Origin of the sequence: Bombella mellum (genome assembly GCF_014048465.1) — a bacterium.
Classification (GTDB): Bacteria; Pseudomonadota; Alphaproteobacteria; order Acetobacterales; family Acetobacteraceae; genus Bombella; species Bombella mellum.
Genome location: NZ_PDLY01000002.1, coordinates 137,623 through 150,792 on the forward strand (window position 1 = coordinate 137,623; position 13,170 = coordinate 150,792).

Below are 13,170 nucleotides of genomic sequence, written 5' to 3' on the forward strand. Positions count from 1 at the left end.
GTCATAACCATCATGCCAGAACAGATTTCTTCCTCTCCGTCACGCGGTCTGCACATCATCACCTGGGGGTGTCAGATGAATGTCTATGACAGTGCGCGCATGGCGGATGTTCTGCGTCCTCTTGGTTATAGCCCGGTCGACCTGCCTGACAATGCGGACATGATCATCCTCAACACCTGTCACATCCGTGAGCGGGCTGCCGAGAAGGTCTTTTCTGAGCTCGGGCGGCTCCGCCAGATCCGTGAAGCCCGCAAGCTGGAAGGGAAAGACACCCTCATTGCCGTGGCGGGCTGTGTCGCTCAGGCCGAAGGCAAGGAACTTCTGGCACGAGCCCCATATGTGGACCTCGTTCTGGGGCCACAGACCTACCACCGCCTGCCGGAGATGGTCGCCCGCATCGCCCGGGCTGGTGGCAGCGTGATTGATACGGATTTCCCTGTCGAATCCAAGTTCGACCTCCTCCCGGAAGAGGCCGCCCCCCAGAATGAAGGCAACCTCACGGCCTTTCTCACCATCCAGGAAGGGTGTGACAAATTCTGCTCCTTCTGCGTGGTTCCCTATACACGGGGGGCTGAAACAAGTCGGCCCGTGGAATCCATTCTGGCCGAGGCGCAGCGTCTTGTTGCCAGTGGTGTGAAAGAAATCACCCTTCTGGGGCAGAACGTGAACGCCTATCACGGCGACTGGAAAGACCGTACCGCCAGCCTGCCAGAACTGGCCACTCTTCTGCATGAGCAGCTTCCAACCCTGAAACGGCTCCGCTACATCACGTCTCACCCGAGAGACATGGAGCAGTCCCTGATAGACGCCCACAGGGACAATCCAATTTTCATGCCCTACCTTCATCTGCCGGTCCAGAGCGGATCCGACAAGGTACTCAAGGCCATGAACCGGGGGCATACGGCCGATGAATACCGGGACATCATCCGTCGCCTCAGAAAAGCACGGCCTGACATTGCCCTGACATCCGACTTCATCGTCGGCCATCCCGGCGAAACGGATGAGGATTTCGAGGCCACCATGCAGCTGGTCCGTGATGTCCGCTTCGCCAGTGCCTACAGTTTCAAATATTCCCAACGGCCTGGCACACCAGCCGCCGGACAGCCTTTTCAGGTGCCCGAAGACGTGAAGGAAAAGCGGCTGGCTGCCCTCCAGGCTCTCCTGCGGGAGCAGCAGGATGCATTCAACGCTTCTCTTGTCGGGACGGTTCAGGATATTCTGGTGACCGGAATCGGACGCAAGCCGGGGCAGCTGAACGGCCGCTCTCCCTACCTCCAGCCCGTCCATTTTGATGGCGATAAATCCCTGATCGGACAGATCGTCAAGGTCCATATCACAGCTCCCTTCACCAATTCCCTTGGTGGTCACCTCCATGAACAGGAAGGTAAAGCCGTTTGAGCCGTTCCCCCAGAACTTCCTTTTCTTCCGGTCAGGAAGGGCATCGTACGACAACCCTGCGCTTTGAGGACAATCATCGTCTGCAAAAAGTCCTCGGAGACCACGACCGTCATCTCATCCGTCTGGAACAGGGAACGGGGGTGCGTCTGGTCTGCCGTGGCAACCGTGTCGCCATTTCTGGCGAAACAGAGTCCGTGAACCGGGCTCAGGCTGTCCTTCAGGCTCTCTATCAGCAGGCTGGCAAGGGAATGCCCCTCGACGGTGATCAGGTCGATGGCGTCATCCGGCTGACAGCCCTTCCGTCTCACCGCCGAACCCAACGCTCCCCTTCTTTTGAAGAAACGACTCCCGCCATGGATGCTTCCTCCCTGGACAACCTTCCACACATCCAGACAAAACGTGGAGCCATCGCGCCACGCTCCCCCGGACAGAGCACCTACATGAAAGCATTGGCCAGCCAGGAACTTGTCTTTGGTGTCGGCCCCGCCGGTACGGGAAAGACCTATCTGGCAGTGGCACAGGCCGTCGCCATGTTTCAGGCCGGACAGGTGGACAGGATCATTCTCTCCCGTCCTGCCGTGGAGGCCGGAGAGCGGCTGGGCTTCCTGCCAGGAGACATGCGGGAAAAGATCGATCCCTATCTCCGTCCCCTCTATGATGCCCTGCATGACATGATGCCCGGCGACCAGGTGTCCCGCCGCATGGCCAGCGGAGAAATCGAGGTTGCTCCCCTGGCCTTCATGCGTGGCCGGACACTGGGCCATGCCTACGTCATCCTCGATGAGGCGCAGAACACCACACCTGCCCAGATGAAGATGTTCCTCACCCGCATGGGATCCGGAACACGCATGGCCATCACGGGCGACCTGAGCCAGATCGATCTTCCCCGTGGAGTGACCTCTGGCCTGAAGAATGCCATCGACACTCTGGAAGGCGTGAAAGGCATTTCCATCTGTCCACTCACGGCCGCCGATGTTGTCCGCCACCCCCTTGTCGCCCGTATTGTCGAGGCTTACGATCGGCAGGCCACCGATGAGGAACCTGATCATCACCACTCCTACCGGACTCACCATGAAACGCCCTACCGTTCCTCACGCTGAGGTCCTGATTTCTGATCCACGCTGGCGGGCCGCACTGGGGAACGTGCCGCAGCTTGTCCAGCGTGCCTGTGGGATGGCCCAGCGTCATGGTCATGTCTTTTCGGCAGGTGTTCCCGGTCCTTCCTTCGTTTTTGCCGATGACCGGCATGTCCAGCATCTCAATGCCCGCTTCCGTGGCAAGAACAAACCCACCAATGTCCTGACATTCGAGCCGCCGTCCCCCATGCTGGGCGGCGACATCATTCTCGCCTACCAGACCGTGCAACGGGAAGCCCGACAGGCCCGTAAAACCCTCAAGGCACACACGGTCCATCTGATCGTTCATGGACTGCTTCATCTCGCCGGTCACGACCATCATCATCCCGGCGAAGCCCGGCGGATGGAAGGACTGGAAACATTCATCCTGCGCAGGATGGGTTTTGGAGACCCCTGGAAACCACGCCCACACAGTCATATCTGACCTGAGGTCATTCCAACCCACTTTTCTTCTTCTGCCCATCAACAGGAATACAACCCTTCCAATGAAACTTTTCCGTCGCAAGGCACGCACAAAGACCATAAGGCAGCATATCACTGACCTCGTCCGGGAAGCTGCCAGCTTGGGAAAGACAAACCCTGATTCTCAGGAACTGGACAGACAGGAACGTGCCCTCATCATGAACGTGCTGCGTCTGCGCACGATCACGGCCGACGACGTCATGATCCCCCGGGCTGACATCATAGCCATGCCGGATGACCTCTCATTCGATGAGGCTCTGGGACTGATGCGGGAAGAAAACCATTCCCGCATGCCGGTCTATCACAGGGAGCTGGACGACATCATAGGGATGATCCACGTCAAGGATCTGGTCGCTCATATCGGTACGGATGCCCCCTTCAACCTCCGTTCTCTGTTGCGCCAGCCCCTTCTGGTGGCCCCCAGCATTCCCGTGCTGGATCTTCAGCTTCAGATGCGGCAGCGGCGCACCCATATGGCTCTCGTCATCGACGAATATGGCAGCATCGACGGCCTCGTGACGATAGAAGACCTGATCGAAACCATTGTCGGGGACATTTCGGACGAACACGACGAACCCGTCACCACCCCCTGGTTCAATCGTCCGGACGGCACGATCGACCTGGATGCCCGCCTTCCTGTCAAGGAACTGGAGGAACGTCTCGGCCCGGTCCTGACCCGGGAGGAACGGGAAGCCGAAATCGAAACCGTTGGCGGGCTCGTCTTCCATCTGGCCGAACATGTCCCCGCCCGGGATGAGGTTCTGGTCCACCCCAGCGGACTGGAATTCCGTGTCATTGATTCTGACGCCCGTCACATACTGACCCTGAGGATGCGTGTTCCTCCTCATCTCAGACGCCAGCCCGATCCATCCGAAGAGCTGCCATCATCCGGGCCAGCCTCTTGACGGCAGACCCTTTCCTACCATTCATGGCCCAGCGATGCACTCCATCCCGTTGCATGATCCAGCGTAAAGGACCCACCATGACAACCCGTTTCCCTCTGTCACGCCGCCACTTTCTGACCAATGGCTCTGCCCTTCTGGCTACAGGTCTGACCACAGCCAGCCTCACCGTTCCTGGAACGGCTCTGGCTCAGACACCGGCCCCCAAGGACCCACGTCTTGCTCCACGCATCATTGGCAGCGAGCAGGCTCTCGTGCTGGTGCAGGAGTGGTTCTCCCTCACCTGCACCCACTGCGCCCATTTTGCGACGGAAATCTTCCCCAAGGTCAAGGAACAGTTCATCGACACGGGGAAGATCCGCTACCAGTTCCATGACTTCCCTCTGGATCAGGTTGCCCTGATTGCCGCCATGGTGGCCCGCTCCCTCCCGGAAGACCGTTATCTGCCCTTCATCGAATCCCTCTTCTCCCGCCAGATGCAGTGGGCGTTCTCCAGTGGCGATCCTGTCGTCCACCTCAAACAGGAAGCCGCTCTGGCCGGCATCGCTCCTGATGAATTCGACAGGATCAGCAAGGACATGACCTTCGGGCAGGAACTGTATCAGCTTACCCAGCAGGATGGACAGACATACGACATCAAGGGTACGCCCTATTTCCGTTTCAACAAGACGCCCTTCGCTCAGGACCCTGAAACACTGGAAAAATTTGCTGAGCTTGTCAGCAAGGCCTGAGCCTCTCCCCCTTCCTCTCTCCATCGTTCCAGTTCGTGACGGGATTCAATGACACAGCACAAAGCGACCACAACCCGCCTTGATATTGTCGGTTTCAAAAGCTTTGCTGATGAAGTCCATCTGGACATCCTTCCCGGCCTGACCGGAATTGTCGGCCCCAATGGCTGCGGCAAATCCAACATAGTGGAAGCCCTGCGCTGGACGATGGGAGAAACCTCTGCCCGTGCCCTCCGTGGCGGAGAAAGCGATGATCTCATCTTTGCGGGTACGGGCAGTCGTCCAGCCCGCAATCTGGCCCGTGTCACCCTCCATCTGGGCTCAGCGACAGGGCTGGCTCCAGCCCCTTTCCAGCAGGCAGATGAGCTTGAGATTTCCCGACAGGCCGAACGTGGTTCAGGCAGTACGTACCGTATCAACAACCGTGTCATGCGGGCACGGGATGTGCAGACCATCTTTGCAGACCTTTCCTCTGGAGCCCGCAGTTCCTCCATCATCAGCCAGAACCGTGTCAGTCAGCTTATTGCCGCCAAGCCGGAAGAACGACGCCTCCTGCTGGAAGAAGCGGCCGGTATCACCGGACTTTACGTCCGTCGCCGTGATGCGGAACTGAAGCTCCGACAGGCTGAAAGCAACCTTGAACGGGCTGAAGAACACCGTCAGACACTCGACCAGCAGATCAGGACGCTGTCCACACAGTCAGAACAGGCCCAGCGTTACCGGAATGTCTCGAAAGAGATACGTCAGCATGAACGTTCCCTGCTAATCCTGCAGCATGCCAGAGCCGAACAGCTTGTCCAGAGCCGTCAGGCAGCCTTGGAAAAAGCCAGGCAGACCCTGGCAAAAAGCGAGCAGGCTCTTCAGGCAGCACAGGAACAGGTCAAGGCGCAGATCGAAAAACAGCAGCAGCAGGAAAAGGAGCTGGCCACTCTACGTCCGCAGCTTGAGCAGCAGCGCATCCGCATCAACGTCGCCCAGGCTTCACTCAAGCACAGGCAGCAGGCTGCCGAGGACAATGCCCGCCAACGTACCCAGCTGGACGAGGATATTACCCGTCAGGCAGAAGAACTGGCCCAGCTCACGGAACAGCAGGCCAGAACGGCACAGGCCCTGGAACAGCTGACCAGCCAGCAGCAGACACTTGCCAGCACCTCTCCAGCCCTGACCGAGGCATTGAACGCCCTGAAAAAACAGGAAAACGAGCAGCAGACTGCCTATGAGGCCCTTTCCTCCCAGTATCAGGCGGGCACCCTCCAGCAGGAACGTCTCCAGAGCCATCAGCAGGCCCTTGCCAAGCAGATAACCGATGACCGGCATGCGCTCACTCGTCTGGAAAGTGAACTGCAAACTCTTGAACAGGAATGCAAACGAAACACTCCAACCGAACTCTCCCGTCAGCAGGCATCAGACAGTCTGGAACAGGCAGCTTCCTACGAACGTCAGGCAAAGGAAGCCGACACCCGGTTCCAGGAACAGCGTCTCCTAAGCGAACGGACGCAGCGAGACCTCCAGGAAGCGCAGAACCAGCTCCAGCACTTCCAGCAGCGTGAAAAAGAACTGACCCAGACCATTTCCAGACATCAGGCCCGCCTGAAAGCCGATCAGGAGCAGATCGGACAGATCAGCGGCAACCTACTCGACAAGGCCAGGGAGCAACAGCTGCATCAGGCCTGCGAGGACGCACAACAGCAGACCAAACGTGCAGCACAAAATGAAAAGGAACTGGTCCAGAAGCGGGAAAAAGCAGAACAGCTCTGGCTCAGGGAACAGGCTGATCGGGAAAAACGGCAGCAACGTCGTCTTTTCCTGGAACAGGAGCTGGACCGCCTTGAAGAACGGCTGAAAGAACAGCAAAGCCGCCATGTCAGAGCACAAACTGCCCTAGAGGAAGCCGGCTCCAGAGCCGTTAAGGAAGCCGAACTACAGAAAGTCCAATCAGACCTCGACACTCTGCAGGAGCAGGTAAAAACCCGGCATGAACACATCATCCAGACTGAGGAACAGCACGCCTCCCTTCTGAAGCAGGAGCAGGAAACACAGGCCGCCCGACAGAAGACCGAAAGCGACCTGTTACGCTGCAAAGGGGAACATGAAGGGTTGAAGCGCAGCCTTCAGGGCAGCCTGCTCGCCATTCCCCATCCGGTCATGGAACGGCTCAGCATTCCTGATGATCTGACAAATGCCGTTGCCAGTGCCCTGACTGACGGTCTGGAAGCCTCGCTTCCCAAGAAGGGAGAAAAGCTGGCCGACACACCACGTCTATGGTGCACGCTGCCGCCTCTTACAGAGCAGGATACACCCAGAACGGCCCTGTCATCCCTGCCTAGTCTGGCGACACTCATTGAAACACCAGCCCCTCTGAGAAGGGCGTTTCAGGCCATTTTCCTTCTTGAGAACAACCAAGAAGGTGAAACCCTGCAGACACAACTCCAGCCCGGCCAGTCTCTCGTGTCAAAAGATGGGGCACTCTGGCGATGGGACGGCTTCATCCGCCAGCCCAACACGCCCACAGCTGAAATGGTCCGCCTCCAGCAGGCACAGAGACTGAAAAAGACCGAAACGGCTCTACAGACACTTCAGCAGCAGCTGGAAACGCAGACAGAGCTGACAGAGACGGTGCGGCAGCAGCGTGAACAGCTGGAACAGACACTGGCAGAGCAGCGGCAGAAACATGAAGAAAACCGGGAGGAGCAGGCACGTCTCCGTCATCACCTGGAAGGGCTGAAACAGCGTCATGCCCTGCAGCAGGAACAGCTGGCACTCCTTCAGAATGAAGTGGCCACACAGGCTGAACAGCAGGCACACACAAAAGCCCAGCATGACTCAACACGCAAGGAACTGTCCTCTCTTCCTGAGACGGACAGCAGGGTTGCTGATGCCGCCAAAAACCTGAAGGCCCTGCGGGAACAGGAACAGCTGGCACGCCAGACGCTTGAAACAACCCGAACCCAGCTGCAGAAGACCACAGACGAACGGCAGCAGGCTCTCTTCAGAAACCGGTCTCTCATCACACGTCTGGACGAACTGAAACAGACCGTCACCCAGCTGGAGCATGACCTGACGGAACTGACCAGCCAGAAACAGACCCTGCTGGACAGACTGTCACGGATCGACATCGCCGCCCTTCAGGCAGACATGGAAAAATCCCGGTCTGCACTCCAGCAGGCCCGGCACGACAGCGTGAAAGCCGCCCGCAGGGCGGAAGACGTACGCAAGGCAGCCTCCCGGCAGGAAGAGGACCTTCAGGAACAGACCCGCCTTCTTACAGGATTGCAGGCACGATATGAAAGCCTGTCCCAGCAGAAACGGACACTTGAAGCCGCACTGAAAGAACGGCTCACAGAAGAAAAAACCTGCCTGGAAGATCAGGCCAGTCTGCCAGACATGGCCGCCCTGAAAGAATGGCTCGACCAGACAGCCGCAGCCCTGACCAGTACGAGAGAGACCCTGCAACAGAAGCAGGCAGACCATCAGGCTCTGGTACAGGAACTCTCCCTGCTGAAAGAACGTCATGACCATCTACAGGCTGACAGTCTGAAACAGGGAGAACGCCATACCCAGCTTCAGGCCCTGATCACGGACCTGAAGAAACGCCGTGGCGCCCTACAGCAAACGGCGACGGCCCAGACAGACGGCAACGGTTTTGCCCAGCACGAAAAACAGATCCAGAACGACATGAAGGTTCTTGAGAAACTGGAAGCGGAAGAGCAGACCCTTGCCACCAGCCTCTCACAGACAATCGCCACCCTACAGGAGCAGCAGACACTGCTTGACCATCACAGGGAAAGCGGCAGCCGCTACCGTGAAGAGACCATCCGCCTGAAAGAACGGGCTGAGCAGGCCGAAGAGGCTCTTGCCCTCCTGCGTCACGATGCTCCTCTGCCAGAAGACGCAGAAGCTCCGGAAACGGTTTCTGCAGACGCTGAACAGTCCCTCCGACAGTCCCTGAAACGGGCCATGAAGCGGCGGGAAGAGCTGGGACCGGTCAATCTCTGTGCCGAGGACGAATTCCGTACAGCCCAGCAGGAAGCCGAACGAATCGCCAAAGAGCATCAGGACCTGTCCACCGCCATCGCCCGGCTGCGTGGCGGGGTCGGTGCCATCAATCGTGAAGGCCGACAACGCCTCATGGCCGTTTTTGCGGATATCAACGAACATTTCCAGAAGCTCTTCACACGCATGTTCAGCGGCGGCAAAGCCCATCTCCAGATGGTCGGCAGCGACGATCCGCTGGAAGCCGGACTGGAAATTTTCGCCCAGCCACCGGGCAAGAAACTCTCCACCCTGTCCCTTCTCTCCGGCGGAGAACAGGCCCTCACCGCCCTGTCCCTCATCTTTGCCGCCTTCCAGTGTACCCCGGCTCCCATCTGTGTACTGGATGAAGTGGACGCTCCCCTTGATGATGCCAACGTGGAACGCTTCTGCACCCTGATCCGGGACATGACCAGAGAAACGGGCACCCGTTTTCTGGTCATCACCCACCATCAGCTGACCATGGCCCACATGGACCGCCTCTACGGCATCACCATGCAGGAGCGGGGCGTGAGCCGCCTGCTCTCCGTGAATCTTGATGAAAGCATCCGTATGGTAAATGGTTGACCTTCTGCCATTATCATCAGACAATTAGTGCCCTTTAAGGCAACTGGAGGCTGAGTTTCCAAAACCGTGAGCGATCGACCTATCTTTTCAGAACCACGGCTTGATGAATCGGTTTTGTCCCATATTCGCAAGCATGGTCTTCGCATTGTGGGAGACGTGCACGGTGATCTCAATGCCTTCCGTCACGCCATCGCCACGAAGCGTTTCGTCGTCCAGCTTGGCGACCTGGTCGATCATGGACCTGACAGTGCCGGCGTACTGGAAACCATGCTGGACCTGCTGGAAACCCGCCGTGGCATGTTCGTTCTTGGCAACCATGACCGCAAGCTGGGACGTGCGCTGGAGGGCCGACGCCTCCGCCGGGACCTCCCCCTGGAAACCACCCTCAGGCAGATACAGGCCTCCACGGCCGAAGACCTCGCCCGCCGTTCCTACGAGGCCATAGCCCAGGCTCCCGCCTGGCAGCGGCTCGGCAACCTGCTCTTCGTCCATGGAGGGTTCCATACGGCCATGCTGGCCGGGCCACCACCTCCCACAGGTCTGGCAGACATGTCTGCTCCCCTGTCACGTGCCCTTTTCGGGGAGACCACCAGCCGCCTTCAGCCCGACGGCTATCCGGAACGACGGCTGAGCTGGATCAACCGTATTCCGGAAGGGATCACCGTCTATGTGGGGCATGACAGACGCTCCCTAGATGGCCGCCCCCTCCACCGCACGGGACGGCTGGGAGGCAAGGCCATCTTCATGGACCTTGGTGCCGGAAAAGGCGGCCATCTTGCATGGATAGACCTCAATGACTTCTGAACAGCACAATACCCGTCCAGACCCTTCACTGGAGCTGGCTGCGCTCCGTCAGCGTATCGACAATATTGACGCAGCCCTGATCTATATGCTGGCCGAACGTTTCCGCTGCACGGCAGACGTGGGAAAACTGAAAGCCACCTGCCAGCTTCCCGCCTGTGACCCGGCACGGGAAGAAGAACAGCTGACCCGCCTGCATGCCCTGGCTCAGGATTCCGGACTGGATGTCCTCTTCACCAAAAAGTTTTTTGCTTTTCTGGTCAGTGAGGTCATTGCCAACCATAAGGCCATTGCCGCAGAACACGGCCCTGAATCCAATATCACGCCCTGACAGGACAGCAGTTTAATCTGTTCTACCTATTAAACATATAGATTAATCTTATCTATTTATTTTTCCCTCCTCCAGAACTGGCTCCATAGTTACTACATGGTTTCTGCTAGACTGGAGATAGCATTGTGTCGTCGTTATCATCTTCCAGACCAACATTAGGACCTGCAAGTCTGGCCATTCGTGCCCTCGCCCTGCTGATTCTACTGTTCGGCCTCTATTTCGTCATTTTCGGATCATGGCTCATCCTGCTTGGCGGGTCTTGGTATTACACCCCATGCGGCATCCTGCTCTGCATCTCCGGTGTCTATCTCTTCCGCCTGAGCCCTGTGGGAGCATGGAGCTACCTCCTCGCCTGGGCACTGACCATTCCGTGGACCATCTACGAAGTCGGCTTCCACTTCTGGGGATGGCTCCCCCGCCTTTTCGGCCCCACGCTGATCGCCATCGCCGTCGCAACGTGCCTGCCTTACCTTCTCCGTAACCAGAAGGACAACATCCATGCGTAATCAGGCCTATATTCTCGGTCTCCTGCTTGGCGGAACCATTCTGGGAGCCTCCCTGCCAGCCCGTCCAGTTCTGGCTCAGGTCCCTCCATCGCAGGGCACACCCGGATCGGATGATGATGATACGCCCGTATCAAAACAGGCCGAGTCCAGAATCTTTCATGATCCGGCCCCCGGCACACCTCAGCCTGCTGGCGTCAATGCCGCCAACCTGCCTGACATTGACGAACTACCAATCGACCAGCTGCCTCAGGCCGTCCCACAGGAAAGTGCCAACCCCAAACCGGATGACTGGCCGGCCTATGGGCGTGACGACCAGGCAACACGCTACTCCCCCCTGACCCAGATCACACCGAAGAACGTGAGCCAGCTCCAGCAGGTCTTCGTCTATCATACGGGCAGCCTTCCTCCGAAAGGGAAACCCAACAAATGGGCAGCGGAAACAACCCCCATCAAGGTTGGTGACTCCCTGTATCTCTGCTCCGCTACCAACGACATGATGCGCGTTGATGCCGCCACCGGGCAGGAGAAATGGCATTTCCATGCTCATGAAAGTTATGACGCCATCCCCTACACGGCCGCCTGCAAGGCCGTCACATACTACACCTCATCCACCGCAGCAGAGGGGCAGCCCTGCCATAACCGCATCATCGAAGCGACGCTGGACAACCGTCTGATCGCCGTCGATGCCGAGGACGGCAAACTCTGTGAGGCATTCGGCCATGGTGGGCAGGTGAACCTCATGCAGGGCATGGGATGGTCAGTCCCCGGTTTCGTCGCCATGACAACAGCCCCTCCAATCATCAATGGTGTGGTGGTTGTCAATCATGAGGTGCTGGACGGCCAACGCCGCTGGGCCCCGTCTGGAGTGATCCGTGGCTATGATGCCGAAAGCGGAAAGTTCCTCTGGGCCTGGGATGTCAATAATCCGGACAATCATCATCAGCCGGACAAGGATCATTATTACAGCCGAGGAACACCCAATTCATGGGCAGCCATGACAGGCGACAATGCTCTCGGCCTCGTCTATGTCCCTACAGGCAACTCGGCCGCCGATTATTACAGTGCCCTGCGCAGTGAAGCGGAAAACAGAGTCTCATCCTCCGTCGTTGCCCTTGACGTCCGTACAGGTGAACCCCGCTGGGTCTTCCAAACCGTCCACAAGGATGTCTGGGACTATGACATCGGCTCTCAGGCCACCCTGTTCGACTATCATGCCGATGACGGAAGCGTCATTCCTGCCCTCATCATGCCAACAAAGCGGGGACAGACCTTCATTCTGGATCGCCGGACCGGCAAGCCCCTGCCTGACTTCCCCGTCGTCGAAAAACCGGCCCCCAACCCGGGCTTTGTCAAGGATGACCCACGGGCACCGACACAGCCCTGGTCCACGGGTGTGCCCCGCCTTGGCATACCGAAAATGACGGAAGCCAACACATGGGGCATCTCTCCGCTGGACCAGCTGGCCTGCCGCATCAAGTTCCGCAGAGCACATTATGTCGGCGAGTTCACACCGCCCACCATCAAACAGCCTTGGCTTGAATATCCCGGCTATAATGGTGGTAGTGACTGGGGCAGCATCTCCTACAACCCCCAGACGGGCATCATGCTGGCCAACTGGAGCATACTCCCCATGTATGACCAGCTCGTGAGCCGCAAGAAGGCTGACAAAATGGGGCTGATCCCCATTGACTCACCGCAGTACAATCCCGGTGCGGGCGGCGCAGAAGGCAATGGTGCCCAGGCCCAGACACCTTATGGGATTGTCGTCACGCCATACTGGAACAGCTTCACCCAGATCATGTGCAATGAACCTCCCTACGGGATGATCACCGCCATCGACCTGAAAGCCCACAAGATACTGTGGCAGAAGCCCCTGGGAACGGCCCGGTCCAACGGACCATGGGGCATCGCCACAGGACTTCCGCTGAACATCGGTACGCCCAACAATGGCGGATCGGTCATGACGGCCGGCGGCCTTGCCTTCATCGGGGCCTCCACCGACAACTTGCTCCACGCCATCGACCTCAAGACCGGCAAAACGCTCTGGACCGGTGCCCTGCCCGGCGGTGGACAGGCCAATGCCATGACCTATGCCGTCAATGGTCGCCAGTATGTCGCCATCATGGCAGGAGGGCATCACTTCATGCGTAGCCCGGTCTCTGATGCTCTGGTTGTCTACGCCCTGCCAGAAAAGGAGAAATGACGTATTAACATTTCCGGCCACATCATCAATAAAATGTGGCCGGAATACTATGATGGTTAACCTGTCAGACCTATGGAAAGTGGATATTAACCTCATCTATCAAT

At 58.2% G+C, this 13,170-nt stretch carries 10 protein-coding genes; all 10 read left to right on the forward strand.

From position 1 onward, the window contains the following. The first annotated feature begins 12 nt into the window (after nt 1-12). The 10 genes from miaB (at nt 13) to CPA56_RS03740 (ending at nt 13,066) form a co-directional block, all read left to right on the forward strand. Nucleotides 13-1,398 carry a tRNA (N6-isopentenyl adenosine(37)-C2)-methylthiotransferase MiaB gene (gene miaB, locus CPA56_RS03695; RefSeq protein ID WP_182040705.1) on the forward strand — a complete coding sequence of 462 codons (1,386 nt, stop codon included), beginning with the start codon at nt 13-15 and terminating at the stop codon, nt 1,396-1,398. Then, a complete protein-coding gene (locus CPA56_RS03700; protein ID WP_182040706.1) occupies nt 1,395-2,498 on the forward strand; it encodes a PhoH family protein in 1,104 nt (367 codons plus the stop codon). Before miaB ends, CPA56_RS03700 begins: the two co-directional genes overlap by 4 nt. Then, a complete protein-coding gene (ybeY, locus tag CPA56_RS03705; RefSeq protein WP_182040707.1) occupies nt 2,470-2,958 on the forward strand; it encodes an rRNA maturation RNase YbeY in 489 nt (162 codons plus the stop codon). The genes CPA56_RS03700 and ybeY overlap by 29 nt, the downstream gene beginning before the upstream one ends. Nucleotides 2,959-3,019: 61 nt before the next feature. Further along, nucleotides 3,020-3,901, forward strand: a complete 882-nt coding sequence (locus CPA56_RS03710; protein ID WP_182040708.1) for a hemolysin family protein — start codon at nt 3,020-3,022, stop codon at nt 3,899-3,901. A gap of 77 nt (nt 3,902-3,978) precedes the next feature. Next, on the forward strand, nt 3,979-4,629 hold the full coding sequence (locus tag CPA56_RS03715) for a thioredoxin domain-containing protein (protein WP_182040709.1): 651 nt from the start codon (nt 3,979-3,981) through the stop codon (nt 4,627-4,629). Nucleotides 4,630-4,677: 48 nt separating this feature from the next. After that, nucleotides 4,678-9,225 carry an AAA family ATPase gene (locus CPA56_RS03720; protein WP_182040710.1) on the forward strand — a complete coding sequence of 1,516 codons (4,548 nt, stop codon included), beginning with the start codon at nt 4,678-4,680 and terminating at the stop codon, nt 9,223-9,225. 114 nt (nt 9,226-9,339) lie between these two features. Then, complete coding sequence (locus CPA56_RS03725; RefSeq protein ID WP_182040711.1) at nt 9,340-10,029, forward strand: metallophosphoesterase; 690 nt, start codon at nt 9,340-9,342, stop codon at nt 10,027-10,029. Further along, the gene (locus CPA56_RS03730; protein ID WP_182040712.1) at nt 10,019-10,357 is read left to right on the forward strand and encodes a chorismate mutase; all 339 of its coding nucleotides are present in this window, start codon (nt 10,019-10,021) and stop codon (nt 10,355-10,357) included. The genes CPA56_RS03725 and CPA56_RS03730 overlap by 11 nt, the downstream gene beginning before the upstream one ends. A 125-nt stretch (nt 10,358-10,482) precedes the next feature. Further along, on the forward strand, nt 10,483-10,863 hold the full coding sequence (locus CPA56_RS03735) for a glycerol dehydrogenase (protein ID WP_326831290.1): 381 nt from the start codon (nt 10,483-10,485) through the stop codon (nt 10,861-10,863). After that, nucleotides 10,856-13,066, forward strand: a complete 2,211-nt coding sequence (locus CPA56_RS03740) for a pyrroloquinoline quinone-dependent dehydrogenase (RefSeq protein ID WP_182040713.1) — start codon at nt 10,856-10,858, stop codon at nt 13,064-13,066. The genes CPA56_RS03735 and CPA56_RS03740 overlap by 8 nt, the downstream gene beginning before the upstream one ends. Nucleotides 13,067-13,170 lie beyond the last annotated feature (104 nt).